At 64.0% G+C, this 18,530-nt stretch carries 22 protein-coding genes; 11 read left to right on the forward strand and 11 right to left on the reverse strand.

The features are described 5' to 3' along the window. Nucleotides 1-64 precede the first annotated feature (64 nt). The 3 genes from AC1Z32_RS31420 to AC1Z32_RS31430 are packed head-to-tail and all read left to right on the forward strand — an operon-like array spanning nt 65 to nt 3,309. The gene (locus AC1Z32_RS31420) at nt 65-1,363 is read left to right on the forward strand and encodes an L-fuconate dehydratase (protein WP_483482728.1); all 1,299 of its coding nucleotides are present in this window, start codon (nt 65-67) and stop codon (nt 1,361-1,363) included. After that, the gene (locus AC1Z32_RS31425; protein ID WP_483482729.1) at nt 1,351-2,226 is read left to right on the forward strand and encodes an ATP adenylyltransferase family protein; all 876 of its coding nucleotides are present in this window, start codon (nt 1,351-1,353) and stop codon (nt 2,224-2,226) included. Before AC1Z32_RS31420 ends, AC1Z32_RS31425 begins: the two co-directional genes overlap by 13 nt. Before the next feature lie 54 nt (nt 2,227-2,280). Further along, complete coding sequence (locus AC1Z32_RS31430) at nt 2,281-3,309, forward strand: S1C family serine protease (protein ID WP_483482730.1); 1,029 nt, start codon at nt 2,281-2,283, stop codon at nt 3,307-3,309. Between the two features lie 55 nt (nt 3,310-3,364). Here AC1Z32_RS31430 and AC1Z32_RS31435 read toward each other — a convergent pair whose 3' ends face one another. Next, nucleotides 3,365-3,655 carry a hypothetical protein gene (locus tag AC1Z32_RS31435; RefSeq protein ID WP_483482731.1) on the reverse strand — a complete coding sequence of 97 codons (291 nt, stop codon included), beginning with the start codon at nt 3,653-3,655 and terminating at the stop codon, nt 3,365-3,367. 266 nt (nt 3,656-3,921) lie between these two features. On the opposite strand from AC1Z32_RS31435, the gene AC1Z32_RS31440 reads away from it, so the two are divergent. Next, nucleotides 3,922-4,095, forward strand: a complete 174-nt coding sequence (locus AC1Z32_RS31440; protein WP_483482732.1) for a hypothetical protein — start codon at nt 3,922-3,924, stop codon at nt 4,093-4,095. 53 nt (nt 4,096-4,148) lie between these two features. Here AC1Z32_RS31440 and AC1Z32_RS31445 read toward each other — a convergent pair whose 3' ends face one another. Further along, entirely contained in the window at nt 4,149-4,523 is a 375-nt protein-coding gene (locus AC1Z32_RS31445; RefSeq protein ID WP_483482733.1) for a hypothetical protein, read from the reverse strand. Nucleotides 4,524-4,775: 252 nt separating this feature from the next. On the opposite strand from AC1Z32_RS31445, the gene AC1Z32_RS31450 reads away from it, so the two are divergent. Further along, nucleotides 4,776-5,210 carry a hypothetical protein gene (locus tag AC1Z32_RS31450; RefSeq protein ID WP_483482734.1) on the forward strand — a complete coding sequence of 145 codons (435 nt, stop codon included), beginning with the start codon at nt 4,776-4,778 and terminating at the stop codon, nt 5,208-5,210. Between the two features lie 25 nt (nt 5,211-5,235). On the opposite strand, the gene AC1Z32_RS31455 is transcribed toward AC1Z32_RS31450, so the two are convergent. Continuing rightward, nucleotides 5,236-5,445, reverse strand: a complete 210-nt coding sequence (locus tag AC1Z32_RS31455) for a hypothetical protein (protein ID WP_483482735.1) — start codon at nt 5,443-5,445, stop codon at nt 5,236-5,238. A 582-nt stretch (nt 5,446-6,027) separates the two neighbouring features. After that, a complete protein-coding gene (locus AC1Z32_RS31460) occupies nt 6,028-6,225 on the reverse strand; it encodes a hypothetical protein (RefSeq protein WP_483482736.1) in 198 nt (65 codons plus the stop codon). Nucleotides 6,226-6,605: 380 nt separating this feature from the next. Between AC1Z32_RS31460 and AC1Z32_RS31465 the strand changes: the two genes are divergently transcribed. Continuing rightward, a complete protein-coding gene (locus AC1Z32_RS31465) occupies nt 6,606-7,544 on the forward strand; it encodes a DMT family transporter (RefSeq protein WP_483482737.1) in 939 nt (312 codons plus the stop codon). A 57-nt stretch (nt 7,545-7,601) separates the two neighbouring features. Here the strand turns inward: AC1Z32_RS31465 and AC1Z32_RS31470 are convergent, their stop codons facing one another. After that, nucleotides 7,602-7,877 carry a helix-turn-helix domain-containing protein gene (locus AC1Z32_RS31470; protein WP_062611792.1) on the reverse strand — a complete coding sequence of 92 codons (276 nt, stop codon included), beginning with the start codon at nt 7,875-7,877 and terminating at the stop codon, nt 7,602-7,604. A gap of 559 nt (nt 7,878-8,436) precedes the next feature. Here AC1Z32_RS31470 and AC1Z32_RS31475 point away from each other — a divergent pair. After that, nucleotides 8,437-9,003, forward strand: a complete 567-nt coding sequence (locus AC1Z32_RS31475) for a phasin family protein (protein WP_483482738.1) — start codon at nt 8,437-8,439, stop codon at nt 9,001-9,003. A 54-nt stretch (nt 9,004-9,057) separates the two neighbouring features. On the opposite strand, the gene AC1Z32_RS31480 is transcribed toward AC1Z32_RS31475, so the two are convergent. The 4 genes from AC1Z32_RS31480 to AC1Z32_RS31495 are packed head-to-tail and all read right to left on the reverse strand — an operon-like array spanning nt 9,058 to nt 11,536. Continuing rightward, nucleotides 9,058-9,432 (reverse strand): DOPA 4,5-dioxygenase family protein, encoded by a 375-nt coding sequence (locus AC1Z32_RS31480; RefSeq protein ID WP_483482739.1) that lies wholly within the window; start codon nt 9,430-9,432, stop codon nt 9,058-9,060. Between the two features lie 54 nt (nt 9,433-9,486). Continuing rightward, on the reverse strand, nt 9,487-9,843 hold the full coding sequence (locus tag AC1Z32_RS31485; protein ID WP_483482740.1) for a hypothetical protein: 357 nt from the start codon (nt 9,841-9,843) through the stop codon (nt 9,487-9,489). Beyond that, nucleotides 9,840-11,411 (reverse strand): FAD-binding oxidoreductase, encoded by a 1,572-nt coding sequence (locus tag AC1Z32_RS31490; protein WP_483482741.1) that lies wholly within the window; start codon nt 11,409-11,411, stop codon nt 9,840-9,842. Before AC1Z32_RS31490 ends, AC1Z32_RS31485 begins: the two co-directional genes overlap by 4 nt. Next, nucleotides 11,408-11,536, reverse strand: a complete 129-nt coding sequence (locus tag AC1Z32_RS31495; protein WP_483482742.1) for a hypothetical protein — start codon at nt 11,534-11,536, stop codon at nt 11,408-11,410. The genes AC1Z32_RS31490 and AC1Z32_RS31495 overlap by 4 nt, the downstream gene beginning before the upstream one ends. A gap of 155 nt (nt 11,537-11,691) precedes the next feature. Between AC1Z32_RS31495 and AC1Z32_RS31500 the strand changes: the two genes are divergently transcribed. The 4 genes from AC1Z32_RS31500 to AC1Z32_RS31515 all read left to right on the forward strand — a co-directional run bounded on the left by AC1Z32_RS31500 (nt 11,692) and on the right by AC1Z32_RS31515 (nt 16,916). Continuing rightward, nucleotides 11,692-13,098 carry an aminotransferase-like domain-containing protein gene (locus tag AC1Z32_RS31500; protein WP_483482743.1) on the forward strand — a complete coding sequence of 469 codons (1,407 nt, stop codon included), beginning with the start codon at nt 11,692-11,694 and terminating at the stop codon, nt 13,096-13,098. A gap of 42 nt (nt 13,099-13,140) precedes the next feature. After that, a complete protein-coding gene (locus AC1Z32_RS31505; protein ID WP_483482744.1) occupies nt 13,141-15,462 on the forward strand; it encodes an ATP-dependent DNA helicase in 2,322 nt (773 codons plus the stop codon). 118 nt (nt 15,463-15,580) lie between these two features. Continuing rightward, nucleotides 15,581-16,084, forward strand: coding sequence for a hemerythrin domain-containing protein (locus AC1Z32_RS31510; protein ID WP_483482745.1), 504 nt, complete (start codon nt 15,581-15,583; stop codon nt 16,082-16,084). Nucleotides 16,085-16,181: 97 nt separating this feature from the next. After that, nucleotides 16,182-16,916, forward strand: a complete 735-nt coding sequence (locus AC1Z32_RS31515; protein WP_483482746.1) for a 2OG-Fe(II) oxygenase — start codon at nt 16,182-16,184, stop codon at nt 16,914-16,916. A 9-nt stretch (nt 16,917-16,925) separates the two neighbouring features. Here the strand turns inward: AC1Z32_RS31515 and ribA are convergent, their stop codons facing one another. Together ribA and AC1Z32_RS31525 are read right to left on the reverse strand one after the other, a co-directional pair. Beyond that, entirely contained in the window at nt 16,926-17,594 is a 669-nt protein-coding gene (ribA, locus tag AC1Z32_RS31520) for a GTP cyclohydrolase II (protein ID WP_483482747.1), read from the reverse strand. Nucleotides 17,595-17,755: 161 nt separating this feature from the next. Beyond that, the gene (locus AC1Z32_RS31525) at nt 17,756-18,451 is read right to left on the reverse strand and encodes an NADPH-dependent F420 reductase (RefSeq protein ID WP_483482748.1); all 696 of its coding nucleotides are present in this window, start codon (nt 18,449-18,451) and stop codon (nt 17,756-17,758) included. Between the last annotated feature and the right edge of the window lie 79 nt (nt 18,452-18,530).

An 18,530-nucleotide genomic window follows, 5' to 3' on the forward strand; every position in this document is an offset into this window, starting at 1 on the left:
CTGCACGAAGCCTCCGTTCAAACCCCTATGCGTTGCCGTCACGCCAACTTTCAAGGAGATGAACATGACCAGCATCACGAAGCTCTCCGTGCGCGATATCCGCTTTCCCACTTCGCGTTCGCTCGACGGCTCGGACGCGATGAACGCCGCGCCCGATTACTCCGCTGCCTACGTGACACTCGAAACCGATGCGCCCGGACTCGCCGGCCATGGCCTCACATTCACCATCGGACGCGGCACCGAAGTAGTCGTCGCGGCGGTTCAGGCGCTCGCGCCGCTCGTCGTCGGCACGAAGATCGAGGACATCGCGGCGGATATGGGCGGCTTCTGGCGCGCGATCACATCGGATAGCCAGTTGCGCTGGATCGGCCCCGAGAAAGGCGTCATTCATCTCGCGACCGCCGCGGTGGTCAACGCCGTATGGGATCTGTGGGCGAAAAGCGAGAAGAAGCCCGTGTGGAAACTGCTCGTCGACATGAGCCCGGAGAAGCTCGTGAGTTGTCTCGACTTCCGCTACGTGACCGATGCGATCACGCCATCCGAAGCGCTTGCGTTGCTCAAGCGCCTGCAAGGCACGCGCGCCGAACGCGAAAAGGAAATGCTCGCGCAAGGCTTTCCCGCTTACACGACATCCGCCGGCTGGCTCGGCTACGACGACGACAAGATTCGCCGGCTCGCGCGCGAAGGCGTCGCGGCGGGCTGGACGCATTTCAAGCAGAAAGTTGGCGGCAATCTCGAAGAAGACATTCGCCGCGCGCGCATCCTGCGCGAGGAAATCGGCCCCGACCGCAAGCTGATGATGGATGCGAACCAGGTCTGGGAAGTCGATGAAGCGATCGCCAACATGCGCCGTCTCGCGGAGTTCGATCCGTGGTGGATCGAAGAGCCGACGAGCCCCGACGACGTGCTCGGCCATGCCGCGATCCGCAGGCGCCTCGCGCCGATGATCGGCGTCGCGACCGGCGAGCACTGCCAGAACCGCGTGATCTTCAAGCAACTGCTGCAAGCCGAAGCGATCGACTTCTGTCAGATCGATAGCTGCCGTCTCGGCGGCCTGAACGAAGTGCTCGTTGTGCTTTTGATGGCCGCGAAGTTCGGCGTGCCGGTGTGTCCGCATGCGGGCGGCGTCGGCTTGTGCGAGTATGTGCAGCATATTTCGCTGTTCGATTACATCTGCGTGTCGGGGTCGCTCGAGAATCGCGTGCTCGAATATGTCGATCATCTGCACGAGCACTTTCTCGATCCCGTCGTCATCAAGAACGGGCGATACATGCCGCCGCAAGCGAGTGGCTACAGCATCGAGATACACGCGGCATCGCTCGATCGATACGAGTTCGGCAAGGGAGAAGCATGGCGCACGTGAACGCCCCTTCGTGGCAGCAGGTCATCGCGCAGACCGAACGCGCGCTCGCATGCGGCGCGCTGCGTTCCTTCGATACGGTGCAAAGCGTGATCGAGGACGGCGGCGTGCGCTTTCTCGTGCGGCAGGCGGCGAATCTCGCGCGCAAGGAGGAAGTATCGAAGCTCGCGGCCAAGTCCGCCGCCGATGCCGCGAGCGCGTGGCGCGATCCGTTCTCGCCGTGCGAGGCAGCGTTGCGTGTCGGCGATATCGGCGAACGCCACTTTCTGTTGCTCAACAAGTTCAACGTGCTCGCGCATCATCTGCTGATCGTGACGACGGACTTCGAGCCGCAGGAATCGCTCATTCATCAGGCCGATTTCGCCGCGCTGTTCGCCTGCCTCGAAAGCTTCGACGGGCTCGGCTTCTATAACGGCGGCACGATCGCGGGATCGAGCCAGCCGCACAAGCATCTGCAGATGGTGCCGCTGCCGCTCGACGGTCACGCCTTGCCGATCGAATCTTTCATCGAAAGCGCGCGCACGAGCGGCATCTTCAGCGCGCCGCAGCTCGCGTTCGAGCACGCCGCGGCATGGCTCGACGACGACGATGCGACCCGCGCGCATGCCGCCTATCTGCAACTGCTGAAAGCCATCGGCGTGCGGCCGCTCGATGTCGCGGGAGCCGCGCATCAAAGCGCGCCTTACAACCTGCTCGTCACGCGGCGCTGGATGCTCGCGGTGCCGCGCGGCGTATCGCATGTGGAAGGCGTCGCGGTGAACGCGCTCGGCTTCGCGGGCTCGCTCTTCGTGCGCGACGACGCGCAACGCGGCATCGTCGAAAGGCTCGGCCCGATGAAACTACTTGCATCTGCAACTATCTCTTGAAATCGTCGGCGGCGGCCCGCATGTCGGCTTCCAGACATCGGGAGTTCAAAGGACATGGGAAGCCGGCCTCAATTCATCGACGATCTCGCGCGCGGCGCGCAGGACGCCGCGCCCGCCACGCCGCTCGACGATACCGCGCTGCTCGACGCCTATTCGCGCACGGTCATCGGCGCGCTCGAGCGCGTGCAGCAGGCAGTGGTCTTCATCTCGGTCGAGCGCCAGCTCGCCGATCAGCGCGGCGCGCGCCGCAAGCTCGGCGGCACGGGCTCGGGATTCATCTTCACGCCCGACGGCTATCTGCTGACCAATAGCCATGTGGTGCACGGCGCGACGCATATCGTCGTCACGCTCGCGGACGGCGCGCGCTTCGATGCCGATCTCGTCGGCGACGATCCCGCGAGCGATCTCGCGGTGCTGCGCATCGGCTCGCCTGAACCGCTGGCGCATGTCGCGCTGGGCACGTCGGGCAGCCTGCGCGTCGGGCAGATCGCGATCGCGGTGGGCAATCCGCTCGGGCTCGCGCAGACCGTGACGGCGGGCGTCGTGTCCGCGCTCGGCCGAACGCTGCGCTCGACCTCGGGCCGCATGATCTACGACGTCATCCAGACCGACGCGGCGCTCAATCCCGGCAACTCGGGCGGGCCGCTCATCAATTCTGCAGGCGAAGTGATCGGCGTGAACACCGCGATCATCTCCGGCGCGCAGGCCATTTCCTTCGCCACGGCAATCGATACGGCGAAGTGGGTCATCATGCAGATCTTCGCGCATGGCCGCGTGCGGCGCGCGTATATCGGCGTCGCGGGCACGACCACGCCGATCTCGCGGCGCGTGCAGCGCTTCTTCGAGCTCGCGTCCGCGAGCGGCGTGCATGTGATGGAGATCGTGAAAGACAGTCCGGCCGCGACCGGCGGATTGCGTGTGGGCGATCGCATCGTGGCGGTGGATGGCATCGCCGTCGATAGCGTCGATGGCTTGCAGCGCACGCTGGATGCATCGCGCATCGACCGGCCGGTGAAGATCGCGGTGCTGCGCGGCACGCAGAAGCTCGACGTGGACGTGACGCCAGTCGAGCAGACAGGTTGACGCCGCGGCGGCGCATGCCTTCATGCACATGCGCCGCCACGCACGCCGCTTCGCTTCATTTTCTGCCGCCAGTCTCCCGCGCCGCTTCCCCCGCTTCCCCCGTGATTCGTTCCGCGGCATCGTCGACGACGCGCGCGAGGCGCTTGCGCAGCGCAGCCGCATCGCGCCGCAGCGGCTCGTCCGTCGACGAGAGCACCAACGCATCGATGCGCCGCCGCCAGTACTCCGGATGCATGACGGCATAGCGCGACGGTGCGCCGTGCGCGCTCGCCGCGACGCGCTCCAGCTCCGCGATCATCCGCCCGATGTGCGCGAGCTCCTCGTGCGCATGTCGATCCGCGCTCACAGCCCTCTCCTCCCCTCGCCCCGCATCTCGACTCCAGCGCGGGTCCATGGATGCTAAACGGCGAAACCGTAAGGTTTATTCCAGCGGGAAGTGTGAGCAAATCCGGCGCGCACCCCGAGCCCATGCACTGGCTATGTGCGCTAACAGCCGGTCGCGCGAGCACGGCTGCGGCTTAATGTGGAAGGAGCAGGCAGCGTTCGCGCGCATGGGTGGCCCCGTCGAACGATCCTGCCCTGTCGGGGAAAGGTCCTAGAAAAAGGATTGCCATGACTACGCACAAGAAAAACCAGACGGCGCCGCGCCGCCAGGCGTTCCGCTGCACCGGCCAGCAACTCGATGCGATCTTGCGCTTCGCAGAGGAACGCAAGCTCGATCATCAACCACTGCATATCGTGGTTGCCGAGTTCTGGCGTTATCACGCGCACGCCAAAGCGGCCTGATCGTTCGTTCTTCTCATTGGCTTCGGCGCATCACCCGTGCGGGTGCGAGGAAACTATTGGCCTGAAAGCGCGCGCACCTTGAGCACCCAGATCGCGGTCGGCACTGCGTAGTAGCTGCTTACGTTGCCGGTGACGAGCTTGCCCGTCAGCTGGACGCGCGCGTTCTCCGTGGGCGTGGCGTCGATGATCTGCACCGCCGATACATTCGACTGCTGCCGCCCGCCCTGTCCCGTGCTCGCGCTCAATACGCAGATCGGGCTTGCCAGCGAGAGCACCCACGCGGGCTTCGCGGATGCGTCCGACTCGCGCGGCGCCTGTCGCGTGGCGGTGCCTTCGAGTGTGACGACATCGCCGTCGTTGTAACACGGCGCCGCCGCTGCGGAGCCTGCCATCAGCGCGAGCACCAGAGCACAGGCTTTCGCAATCATTCGAACCTCGCGAAGAGCGCGTCGCGTGACGCGCGGTTCCGGGAAAGAAGCTCAGTTACTTTAGGTGATAGCCGTGGGGGTCGCAACCTGCGACGCTCGGCTATCTGGCATGACCTGAAAACCCATCATTCGGGAACGCGTGTTGCTGACCATCATCTGAGGAATCAGAGAGCGCGGAATGCGAGTCCGATACCGCGCATAAAGACATCTGTTGCTTCGGTCCTGACAAGCGGACCGAAAGAGGGGGCGACGATGAATCAGGTCATAGTTGGGGTGTTCGGGTGCTATCGCGACGGACATGACGCGTTACGCGCGTTGCAGCTCGCAGGCCTGCGACGCGACGATGCGCATCTCTATCGCGCGGGACGCGGCGAAATCGACATCGATGCGCTCCTGCCGCCCGCGCATCACGAGGACGATGCCGAGTATGTCGCGCACGGCGAGCATCAGGGCGTGATCGGCACGCGCAACCGTTTCGTGCCGCACGAGCCTTTGACGCCGCATCCACCGGTGCCGCATGCTTCCGATGACCCGACGCCGCAGCGAACCCTGCTCGTCATCCGCATCACCGACGACATCAAGCCGGGCGCCATCGGCGAATTGCTGCACGAGCATGGCGCGATCGCGGTGAAAGACGCGAGCGGTCATTGGCGCTTCTCGCCGTTCAGGAATCCCGCACGCGTCTGAGCGGCGCGCAGTTCGATCGCGCAGCTCAGTGCAGGCCCGGATGAGGCTTGCGAGATGCGGGCTGCGTGTCCGGTTCGGCACGCTCGTCCTTTTCGGTTGCGTCGTCCTGCGTGGCCTCTTCGCTGGCGAGATCGCGCGCCTCCTGTGCCGCCGCGGCCGCGCGCAGCCGCCGGCAATGCGCCGAATGGCGGAACGTCGCGAGCATGCGCACGACTTCACGGGTTCTCGTTCTCATCGTTGCCTCCTTCGAAGCAGTTGAGAAACTACTTTAAGTGTAGGCGGCAAACGCTCGGGTGCAAGGCGTTACAGCGAAATAATGGAGGCGATACTTTTCCAGGCGGTGCAGTTTCGATGGATGTAAAAAAACCGGGCGGATGCTTTGCGCAACCGCCCGGTTCTTTGTTACTGCTTTTGATTCTGCTGCTGTGCTTCTGCTGCTGTGCTTCTGCTGCTGTGCTTCTGCTGCTGTACTTCTGCTGCTGTACTTCTGCTGCTGTGCTTTTGCTGCTGTGCTTTTGCTGCTGTGCTTCTGCTGCTGTGCTTCTGCTGCTGTGCTTCTGCTGCTGTGCTTCTGATGCTGTGCTTCTGATGCTGTGCTTCTGCTGCTGTGCTTCTACTGCTGTGCTTCCGCTGCTGTGCTTCTGCTGCTGTGCTTCTACTGCTGTGCTTCCGCTGCTGTGCTTCTGCTGCTCTACTTCTGCTGCTCTACTTCTGCTGCTCTACTTCTGCTGCTGTACTTCTACTGCTCTACTTCCACTGCTCTACTTCCACTGCTCTACTTCCACTGCTCTACTTCCACTGCTGAACTGCTACCGCTTCACTTCCACTGCTCCAACCTCGCGATCGCATCGACCGGCGAACCATTTCGTCCGCCCTCGACAGCGAACATCGCTCGCGGCGCCGCACTGCCGACCGGGAACATATGGACTGCGGCGCGGCCGTTGCTCATCGACATGAAGGTGATCAGACTCATCGACATGGCGGCGGCGGCGAGAATGATGCGCTTTTTCTTCATGGCTGCTGCTCGTTCTGTGTTGTTCGGCGTTGAAGAGATAGTAAAGAGCGGCGAATAGGAAAGCTCTAATCCGCGTCTTAATTTTCGACACCAACAATTAGGAGCGAATAGCACGAACGATCATCGCCGCAGCCTGCGCGCAGCACGCGATTGTCCGAACCGTCTAGTACATTTACGCCGTCGTGACCCGCGCACAACACGGCGGAAAAGAACTTTACTGTCGCCTTGCCAGCAGCCTGCGATGCCGGGAAAATTGAAGCGACGGCGTAAAAGCCGTTCTTTCATCAATGCCGTCAACAGGCACGCGGGCGCCATGCCAATCGAACTCGATCGAACGAATGGGCCATCGCGGTGCGCGGCGGCGAACCCACGGAAACTCGATGGCAAGCTTAGAGGGCAAGGCGCGATACCGGATTGATACCGATAACACCGGCGCCGGTATCGCCATCATGATCCTGACGACAGCGACCTTTGCGGCAAGCGATTCCACCATCAAGCTGATCGGCACCGCGGTCCCTCTACTGGCGCTTCTGTGGGTGCGCTATCTCTTTCAGATGATCGTGATGGGCGTCTGGCAGGTGCGGCGCGGCGCATTCGGTCTCTTTCGCACGGGCAGCGTGAAACTGCAGATCGTGCGCGCGGTGCTCCTGCTCACCAATTCCGCATGCACGTTCGCGGGTCTGCGGCATCTGCCGCTGCCGGTCACCACGTCCCTCGCGATGCTCGCTCCGCTCATCTCCACGCTGCTCGCCGCGCTCGTGCTGAAGGACGACGTCCCGCGCAGCAAATGGGCGATGGTCGCGCTCGGCTTCATCGGCATGCTGCTCGTCGTGCGGCCGGGCGGCAGCCAGTTCAACTGGACCGTGGTCTATCCGATCGCCGCGGCGACGACGTTCGCGTGCTTTCAGGTGGTGTCGAGCCACCTCTCGCGCGTCGACGATGCGATCACCACCAACTTCCTCTCCGCGCTCGTCGCGACCGTGGTGCTGTGCGTGCTCGTATGGATGGATCAGGCGCAAACGCTTCCCGCGCTCGCGCAGGTGAGCGTGGGAAACTGGCTGCTCGCCGTTTTCATGGCGACGATGGCGACTACCGGGCACGGCCTCATGCTGCAGGCAATGCGGCGCGCGCCGCTCTCCGTGCTGACGCCATTCGGCTACGGCCAGCTCGCGTTCGCGGCCCTCTTCAGCTGGTTGCTGTTCGGACAGGTGCCCGACCTCTGGATGGCCATCGGCATGTGCGTGATCGCCGCGAGCGGGATCGGCACCGTGCTCCTGCATGGACGCAAGACGGCGCCGGCCGTATCGACGGAAAACTAGCGGTTCGGGAAAACGCGGCGGGCTGCGGCACGCGCTGCGCGCCGCCCTGGATGACCGTCAGTTGGCCGAATGCGCCTGACCCGTGCAGAGCCAGTGCGGATCGATGTCCAGCGCCTTGCCGATGCGGTTGAAGGCGGAGAACGGCGGCACCGTGATGCCGCGCCGCCAGAACTGCACGTCGTGCTCGCTCACATCGAGCCAGCCTGCGGCTTTTGCGGAACTGACGTTGGCCTTCTGCAAGGCCCGGTCGAGTCGTGCGGCCATGGCGCGCCGCAGGGTGTTGTCTTCGTGACTACGTTCAAGGTGGCCAAGGGTTTGGGAATGTCGCCCCATTTTCTTCAAGTCTCTCGATTTATATCTTTATGCCGTTCAGCGCCGGCTCATTCGCGCGAGGTGAATCGTACGGATTTACGATGACGACGCAGTGACAGGAAAACCGGAATTCGCCTGCCTGGATTCGTCCGACCGTCGCGCGTGTTGCAGTGCGAGATTCTTTCAATTCGAGCATCAATGCGTCAAGTGGGTAAACAACCCATTGGGGCAGATTTGGCTTAGGTGTTTACGCTGAAGACCCGGTATTCTCGGGGCGTTCGAGGCGGCATCGGCCTGTTATTTGCCGGCCGACTGGACGGGATTATTTCCTTCAGTGGAATACTTGCTGAAAATGAAATGACCGTTCGAACAAGGTGATTTGTGATCAAACCAAACGTCTGTTAATAAGCCTGCTCATTTACTGATTTTTCGCAATTATTTTCGATAAATTCCCGCATGGTTTAAAGTCAAGCGGGGAAAACGTAATTGACACTCGGCGCGCTTTCCTTAAAATAGACAATTCGCTGCACTGCACAAATTCATGGCGTGATCAATTGGCAACTTCCATATGGAGTCGAGCATGAGCAGTCTTGCACCGGAAAACGTAATCGAGTCACAAAAGGCCGGAGTCGACACGACCTTCGGTCTCGCGGCACAAGCCGTCGAAGGCTTCGAAAAGCTGGTCGATCTGAACGTGCGCACGGTCAGGACAGCGCTCGACGAACATCAGGCCCTCATCGCCCGGTCGCTCTCCGTGCGCGATCCGCAGGAATTTTTCGCGCTTCAGAACCAGCATCTGCAGGACAGCGCGCAACGCGTGCAGGCGTACTGGCTGAGCGTCTATGAGATCGCCTCGGGCGTGCGCGGCGGCTATATGGAAGCGGCGCAGGATCAGATCGGCAAGTCGCAGCGCAACGTGCAGGCGTTCGTCGAAAGCCTCGCGAGCCACGCGCCGGCCGGCAGCGAAGCAGTCGTGTCGGCATGGAAATCCGCAATCGACGCCGCAACGGCATCGGCCAACTCGGCTTATGAAGCCGCCAGGAAGGCAGCGCAGCAAGTGGTCGAGGCCGCGCAAAACGATGCCTCCATCGCGAGTCATACCGCCGTGCGCGTCGTATCGTCGAAAACGGCAAGCGCGAAGAAATAATCTCGCCGGAAGCCGGGAAGAAAGGCGGACGCGGTCCGCCTTTTTGTTTTGTGCCTAGCCGCCCAGACCGCGTAGCACGAGCTCATGCGAGCGGCCGATCCACACCGCCGAATCGCGATGATCCAAGAGCGCGTTGCCGGTGTTCGGGTGCATGAAAATATCGAGCGCGCCGTGATTGAGCGTGAGCCAGCCGAGCATCGGCGCGAGCAGCTCGCCGCCGAAACCCAGCTGGAATGACCACATCGGATGCGGTCCGACCGGCCGCTCGTGAAACCTTCCGAGCCGCAATGCGCCGCTTTGCAATTCGCTCGCGAATTCCTGCTCGATGACGAGACGCAGTTGCCACGCGGCGTCGCGGCTCACGGCATCGAAATAAATGTGGGCGTGCCAGTCCGAGATGATGCGGGTGTGCGTGTCCGTGGCTTCCATCGTTTCATCCGTGCGCGGCAATATTGAGACACGTGTCATTTTAGCGAACCGATTTCAGCCGCGTTCGAGTGTCCAGAGTACGCCGCCCTCTTCCCACACGCGATGACGCGTCGCGCGCATGCCGATTTCCGCGCCCAGTTGCGTCAGCACGAACGCATCGGCGAAGCGGGTGAATCCGCTGATCGCCTGTGACGACGACAATCGCTCGATCCACAGCCAGCCCGCATCGCCCGGGAGCGACGCGATACGCGCGCCCGTCAGCGCCGCCCGGCGCACGACGACGCGGCTCTGCGGCAGGTCTCGATCGATGACCCAGGTTCGCGTCGATACCCGCGCCGCATCGCCGGACGCAGTCCACAACAATCCCGATGCGCCCGTCGCAATGAGAAATGCGCGGCGTGTCGTGCTCATCGCGCGGCTCCGTCGAAACGCTGCGCAGGCCAGATGCCCTGCTTGCCCGGCGACAGGATGCCGTTCGGATCGAGCGCCGTCTTGATCGTGTTCGATAGCCGCATCAACGCGTGATCGTTGAAATCGTATTGCGCGGCGGCGAGGTCCATATACGAAAGATGCGTGCGATATTGCCCGTAGCCCGCCGCGCCCGCATCGCGGATCAGCGTTTCGATCAGCGCGCCGGCATCGCGCGATTGCTTCGGATCGTCGCTATCGAAAATCGCCGCGAAGATGTGATGCATCGCGCGTTCGCCCGCCGTGAAGCCGCCGTAATAATCGAAGCCGAATTGCGCGGCGCGCTCTCGGACCATGCGCGCCTGCTTCACGGCATCGCGTCCGACCGGCGGGCAGATCGGCGAGAAATCGATATGCGCGCCCGAACCGCCGCGCCAGTTGAGCAGATTGAACGCTTCGAGCCCCGGAATGCCGACTTGCGCGCGATCGCCGCCGCCTTCGGGTTCCACGGATGCATCGCGGTACGGCATCTCGAAGAGCGTCGCATCGGCGATCGGTTGGAAACGCGCATGCACGATATCGCGCCGCGCTTTCACGAGCGATGGCGGCCCGTACAGGCAGAAGCGCAGATTCCAGCGCCCGATGCCGATGTTGCGCGCCATCGCGTCGATGGCATCGTCGGGCATCGCGCCCTGGCCGTCGAACCATTGCCGCCGAGTCGAGACGCCCGCCGCCCAGCGCACCGCGCTTTCTATGACCGCGTTGCTTTGGATCGTGCCGTCCATCCGAAGCGGACGCAAAGTATCGACGACGCGCTCCAGATCGTCTTCGTGCGCGAACGCATAGCGGCAGATCATGTAGCCCTCGGGCGCGGGCATGAGCCAGATGCCGAGCTTCGTGACGACGCCGAAGTTCGACTGCATGAACATGCCGTCATACGATGGCCCGAAGCCGCACTTGAACACCTGCCAGCCGCGGCTCGCGGACATCGCGCCCATGCCGGTGCGCACCACATCGCCGTCGGCGAGCACCACTTCCATGCCGCACTGGTTGGCCGCGTGGTCGCCATACGGCGTCGTGCCGTAGCCGCGCTCGAGCGTATTGCCGATCACACTGCCCCAGCCCGCCGCGGGCGGATCGAGCCAGAAGCGCCGCGGCGTGCCGAGCGCGCGATGCAGGTCGTAATAGGTCACGCCCGGCTCGACGAGCGCGTACCCCAGGGTTTCATCGATCTCGATGATGCGGTTCATCCGCCGCAAGTCGAGCACGACCGAGCCGCGCAGGCGTGGCGCGGCGCCGCCGTAAGCGAAGTTGCGTCCCGTGGATACGGTCCAGAGCGGCACGCGATACCGGTTCGCCACCGCCAGTGCCGCGCGCACGCCATCGACACCTTTCGGCAGGACAACGGCGGACGGCGCATGCGCGGCAGCGTCGCCGGGTGCGAACGGATCGAGATAGGCCGCGGCATCGTTCGTCAGCACCGCATCGTCGCCCAGCGCCGCTGCGAAAGCCGCGAGCGCCGCGCGAAACTGCGGCGCGGACAATCCGGGCGGCAGCGTCTGCGCGCTCAATATCCGCCGCTGCTGCCGCTGCTGGATGACGTGCCCGACGAAGTGCCGCCGCCGTCGGTCTGACATCCGCCGAGCAGGCCGGCGAGCAATGCGAGCATGACTGTTGCGATTCTGGCGAGCTTCATGAAATCACCTCCGAAAGGAACGTAGGAGCCGGACGCGGCGATTAAGCCGCTTGCTCATTAAACGCACCACGGCGCGCGGATATTCCTTCGCGAAAGCCTGTGAGACAATTTCGCGCCGCGCAAAGCCTTCGCGCGATCTTTCACTCACGTACGCGATGAAGCGCTACCAAGCCCTTGCCGACACGATGGCCGCCGAGATTCGCGCGGGCCGCCTGCCCGTCGGCACGCGTCTGCCTTCGGTGCGGCATCTGACGACGCAATACGGCGTGGGCCAGTCCACGGTCTTCCGCGCGTATTACCTGCTCGAAGAGTGGGGTTTGATCCGCGCGCGCGAGCGTTCCGGCTATTACGTCGCGCCCGGCGCGAAGGTGCCGATGCTGGCGAGCGCGCCCGCGCCGCTCGCCGAGCCCGCGCCCATCGACGTGAGCAGCCTCGTCTTCTCCGTGCTCGATGCCGTAAAGCGTCCGGATGTCGCGCCGCTCGGCTCCGCGTTTCCATCGCCGAAACTGTTTCCGCTGGCGCGTCTCGCGAAGTCGCTCGCGCACGCGGCGCGCATGCTCGATCCGTGGAGCACCGTCGTCGATATGCCGCCGGGCAACGAGCCCTTGCGCCGGCAGATCGCGCTGCGTTACATCGGCATGGGGATCGCGCAGCCGGTCGAAGAGTTGATCGTCACGAACGGCGCGATGGAAGCGCTCACGCTCTGTCTCATGGCCGTGACGAAGCCGGGCGATGTCGTCGCGATCGAATCGCCATGCTTCTACGCGGCGTTGCAGGCCGTCGAACATCTGGGCCTGCGCGCGGTCGAGATTCCCGTCGATCCGCGGGAAGGGCTCGATCTCGACGTGCTCGCCGAAGCGCTTGGCGCGCATCCGGTGCGCGCGTGCTGGTTCATGACCAACTTCCAGAATCCGACGGGCGTCACGCTGTCCGTCGAGAAAAAGCGCGCGCTCGTCGAACTGCTCACGAAGCACGATGTCCCGCTCATCGAAGACGATGTCTACGGCGAACTGCATTTCGCTCAGGATCGCCCGCCGCCCGCGAAAGCCTTCGACACGAAAGGTCTGGTGATGCATTGCGCGTCGCTGTCGAAGACGCTCGCGCCGGGTTACCGGCTCGGCTGGGTCGCCGCGGGCCGTTACGCCGGCGCGATCCGCCGTCTCAAGCTGATGACGAGCATTTCGACCAGCATCCCGATCCAGGCGGGCATCGCGGATTACTTGCAGCACGGCGGCTTCGACAAGCACCTGCGCAAGCTGCGCGGCGCGCTGCTCGCACAACGCGACGCGATGGAAAGCGCGATCGGGCGCTGGCTGCCGGATGTCGCATTCGTGCGGCCCGACGGCGGCTATTTCCTGTGGCTACAACTGCCCGAGCATGTCGATGCGATGCAACTGCACCGTCGCGCGCTCGAACACGGCATCAACGTGACGCCGGGGCCGATCTTCTCCGCGCGTCATGCATATGGCAATTTCGTGCGCATCAACTTCGGTCATCCGTGGTCGGCGCAGATCGAAACCGCGATGAAAACGCTCGGAGAACTGCTGCGCGCGGCATCGTGAAACGCGCCTGGGCCGCGATGCCCGCATGCTAGACTACTGTACATGCATACAGTATCCGAGCCCGCCTACACCGTCGCCGTGCGCGCGCTGTGCGAGTTCACGGCGAAACAGGGCGATCTCGATCTGCGCTTCACGCCAACGCCGAGCGCGCAGGAAGGCGTCGCGGGCCATGTGACCGTCACCGGCCGGCGCGCGGCCGGATATCAGAAGGAAATATCGCTTTCGGCGGAATACGGGCCGCTCTGCGTGCGCGGCCGCGCCGACGGCTACGATCCCGCGCTCAACCGGCTCGAAGAGATCAAGACGCATCGCGGCAAGCTCGACTCGCTGCCGCAGAACCATCGGCATCTGCATTGGGCGCAGGCGCGCGTCTACGGGCATCTGATGTGCCGAAAGCTCGGGCTCGAAATCATCGAAATCGCGCTCGTGTATTTCGATATCGTCGAGCAAACGGAAAGCGTGCTCGTCGAAACGCAGACGGCCCACGCGCTCGCCGCGCATTTCGAGGCGCAGTGCGAATGCTTCATCGCATGGGCGAAGCAGGAGCTTCGGCACGGCGCGGCGCGCGATGAAGCTTTGACCACGCTCGCTTTCCCTCACGCCGGTTTCCGGCCCGGCCAGCGCGCGCTCGCCGAAGCGGTGTATCGCTCGGCGGTTTCCGGCCGATGTCTTGCCGCGCAGGCGCCGACAGGCATCGGCAAGACGGTCGGCACGCTCTTTCCGCTTCTCAAGGCGTGGCCCGGCCAGCGGCTCGACAAGATCTTGTTTCTCACGGCGAAGAGCGCGGGCCGCCAGCTCGCGCTCGATGCGCTGACGACGCTCGCCGCGACGCCCTTGCGCTTCGTCGAGCTCGTCGCGCGCAACAAGGCTTGCGAGTATCCGGATCGCGCGTGTCACGGCGAATCGTGTCCGCTCGCGCGCGGCTTCTACGATCGCCTCGCGGCTGCGCGCGCCGCCGCGCTCGACTGCGCGCAGCTCGATCGGGCGACGGTCGCCGAAGTCGCGCGCCGGCACGAAGTCTGTCCGTACTATCTGAGCCAGGAGCTCTCGCGCTGGGCCGATGTGATCGTCGGCGACTACAACTATTACTTCGATACGAGCGCGATGCTCTTCGCGCTCGCGGAGGCGAATCGCTGGCGCGTGGCGGTGCTCGTCGACGAAGCGCACAACCTCGTCGAACGTGCGCGCGGCATGTATTCCGCGACGCTCGATCAGGCCGCCTTCAACGCGATGCGCCGCGGCGCGCCGCCGCTGCTGAAGAAGGCGCTCGGCCGCGTCGCGCGCAGCTGGAGCGAGACGGCGGCCGAACAGAATGCGGCGAACATCGAATACGCGGCTCACGCGGAGCCGCCCGCGCGCTTCCTGACCGCGCTCGGGCAAGCCGTCTCGCTGATGACCGAAACCCTCGGCGAGCAACCCGATGTCTTCACGCCCGACACCCTGCGCTTTTATTTCGACGCCGTGCATTTCACGCGCATCGCGGAGCGCTTCGGCTCGCATTCGATCTTCGATATCACGCTCACCGGCGCGAGCGCGAGCGCGAAGACGCGCAACGCCTCGCTGTGCCTGCGCAACGTGATTCCCGCGCCGCATCTCGCGCCGCGTTTCGCGCGCGCGCACAGCGTCGCGCTTTTTTCCGCGACGCTCACGCCCGCGCACTTCTACGCCGACACGCTCGGCTTGCCGGCATCGAGTGCGCGGATCGATGTCGAATCGCCCTTTTGCGCCGAACAGCTCGATGTGCGCGCCATCGCCGATCTGTCCACGCGCTATCGCGATCGCGAGCGCTCGGTGGACCGCATCGCCGATCTCATCGCCGGGCAGTTTTTCCGCGCCGAGGGCAACTACCTGAGCTTCTTCAGCAGCTTCGAGTATCTGGCGCAAGTGGCGGCGGCGCTCGCGGCGCGGCATCCCTCGATTCCCTTCTGGCAGCAGTCCCGCGCGATGAGCGAGGCGGCGCAGCGCGAATTCCTCGAACGCTTCGTGCCCGACGGGCGCGGCATCGGCTTCGCGGTGCTGGGCGGCGCGTTCGGCGAGGCGATCGATCTGCCCGGCACGCGGCTCATCGGCGCCTTCGTCGCGACGCTCGGACTGCCGCAGCTGAACCCCGTCAACCAGCAGATGAAGGCGTGCATGCATGAGGCATTCGGCGAAGGCTACGCGTACACGTATCTTTTTCCCGGCTTGCAGAAAGTCGTGCAGGCGGCCGGACGCGTGATCCGCGGTCCGCTCGATCGCGGCGTACTCTATCTGATCGACGACCGCTTCGCCCGCGCCGAGGTGCGCAGCCTTCTGCCTGCGTGGTGGCAGGTGAAAGTGCTGCGACAACGTGACCTGCACGATTCGAGGGACTCGACTATTTAGCGGGGTGAAACCGCGCCGTTAAAAAGGGGCATCGCGGGCATCCGTCTTGCTCTACTTCGGCACCTCGGGACACGGAGATGTCCCAGCCGGGCCGAAAGCGTCCCTTTGGAGAAACCACATGTCCCCCGCCCACACCCCGCGCCCCATCGATGCGATCGACATGCTCGAAGCCGATCACCGCGCCATCGAACAGTTGTTCGACGCCTTCGAGCGCGCGGAACCCGCCGATTTCGAACGCAAGAACACCCTCGTGCAGCGCGTGTGCGAGTTGCTGACGATCCATACGATCGTCGAGGAAGAAATGCTGTATCCCGCCGCGCAGGAGGCGCTCGCCGTGCACGCGCGCATCGATGTCGATGAAGCTTACGTCGAGCATTTTCTCGTCAAGACGCTGATCGAACGGTTCGCGAACCTGAGCGCCGGTGACGACGGTTTCGATGCCACCGTCAAGGTGCTGAAGGAGAACACGGCGCATCACATCGAGGAAGAGGAATCGACGCTCTTTCCCGAAGTGCGCAAGACGCAGATCGATCTCGTCGCGCTCGCCGCGACGATAGCCGCGCGCAAGGCGGTGCTGCAGGAGCGCATCGCCGAATCGGCGATGGCCGCGATGGCGCACTGAAGGCGTTTCGTTCGAATTGCGCAGCAAGACCCGGAGTGCGTGCGTCGCGCGCTTGACGCACACTGCAGGCAAATTCACGCAGATCCGGAGAAACGATATGAAAGTGCTCGAACGCGCGACGGCCAACGATATTGCACAACGCATCGACGCGCTCGACTGGGCCGATCTCGAAGCCCAACTGGACAGCTTCGGTTGCGCGACGGCGCCCGCGCTCTTCTCGCGCGACGAATGCGAAGCGCTCGCCGCGCTGTACGATCGCGACGGCATTTTCCGCAGCCGCGTGGTGATGGAAAGGCACGGCTTCGGGCGCGGCGAATACAAGTACTTCGCGTATCCGCTGCCCGATGCCGTAGCCGATGTGCGACGCGCCGCGTATCCGCATCTCGCGCCGATCGCTAATCGCTGGAACGACGTGATGGGCATCGAGACGCGCTATCCGCGCGAGCATGAAGCGTTCGTCGAGCGCTGTCATCGCGCGGGGCAGACGCGGCCCACGCCGCTCTTGCTGCGCTATGTTCCCGGCGATTTCAACTGTCTGCATCAGGATCTCTACGGCGAGCACGTCTTCCCGATCCAGATGGCGATCCTGCTTTCCGCGCCCGGACGCGATTTCACGGGCGGCGAGTTCGTGATGACCGAACAGCGCCCGAGGATGCAGTCGCGCGCGGAAGTCGTGCCTCTTTCACAGGGCGATGCGGTGTTCTTCGCGGTGCATCATCGGCCGGTGCAGGGCACGCGCGGGCCGTATCGCGTGAACATGCGGCACGGCGTGAGCCGCCTGCGTTCCGGGCGGCGGCATATGCTCGGCGTGATTTTTCATGACGCGCAGTGAGCGCGCGCTTTATTCGTTCTCGTCGAAGTAATGCCCAAACCGCGCCTGCTTCGTCTTGATATAGCGCTCGTTTTCCTCGCGCATCGGAATGGCGAGCGCGACGCGTTCGCAGACGGGAATATCGTGCTTGAGCAAGGTGTCGAACTTCGACGGATTGTTGCTCATCAGCCGCACCGACTTCACGTCCATCGACCGCAGGATCGCGGCGGCGGAATCGTACTCGCGGGCGTCGTCGGGCAGGCCGAGGTGCAGGTTCGCATCGACGGTATCGAGCCCCTGCTCCTGCAGCGCGTATGCGCGGATCTTGTTCGCGAGGCCAATGCCGCGCCCTTCATGTCCACGCAGGTACAGCAGAATGCCGCGGCTCTCCGCGGCGATATAACGCAGCGCCAGATCGAGTTGCTCGCCGCAGTCGCAGCGGTAGGAGCCGAACACGTCGCCGGTCACGCATTCGGAATGCAGGCGCGTGAGCACGGACTCGCCGTTGCTCACGTCGCCCATCACGAACGCGATGTGCTCGACACTCGTGTGCTTCACGCGATAAACATACGAGCCGAAGGTGCCGTAGCGGGTCGGAATGGTCGCAGTCGCGACGAGTTCGATATCCGCGCACTCCTCGCACTCGCCGAAGCGGTGTTGCGGGGCCTGCACGTCCTGCGGGGGAGAAGCGGTTTTCATAGGTCAATCTGCGAGTCCACGACGCCGGACGATAGCGGATCATTCGCGCCAGCCCGGTTCGTCATGGTAAAGCCCATCGGGAAAGTTTGCAGATTGTCGCACGTCGCGCGCCGCTTCCCGCGCTTTCCCGTACGGGCGTTCCGCTTATCGGCGCCGCTTCGTCACGCCGGATTCTCGAAAGTGCCCGGGCTCTTGTCCGTCGCCCGCCATTCGGGCTTGCGGATCGGATCGGCCTGCTTGAGCGCCGCGCGCACGCCGGCCGCATCGAAATCGCCGGTGTAGACGGGCGTGGCCGGCTGCTGGCGCCAGGAATCGTCGATCTCGCCCGCATCGACGGGATCGAAGCCGATTTCATCGACGAGCTTCATCACGACTGCTTTCGCCTTCGTGTCGTCGCCCGCGACCGGCAGCGCGATGCGCCCCGCCGTGCCGGACGGCTTGCCGCGCTTGCGCAAATGGTCCGCGTAAATGTTGTTGAACGCCTTCACGACAGGCCGCCCGATCTGCTGCTCGACCCAGCGGCTTTCCGGCGTGCCCTTCTCGATGCCCTCGATGCGCCCGTCGCGCTGCTGCGGATAGTAATTGCCGGTATCGATCACGACAACGCTCGCCGGCACGCCCGCGAACAGGTTCTTCGGCAGATTCGGCACTTTCGCCTCCGGAATCGTCACGACGACGACGTCCGCGCCCTTCACCGCGTCACGCGCTTCGACGGCCGTCGCGCCGGTTTCCCGCCCGATATCGGCGAGCGACGCCGGTCCGCGCGAATTGGCGATGCGCACGTCATGCCCGTTCTCGCTGAATCTCAGAGCCAGAACGGAGCCGATATTCCCGGCTCCGATAATTCCGATTTTCATACCGCCTCCGGTTGAAAAGCAGATGTAAGCCGCCACCTGCTTAAGAAGATCGAACACAGCTGGACGCAAGCGCGGTGCC

It is taken from the genome of Caballeronia sp. 11_S32 (assembly GCF_056930355.1).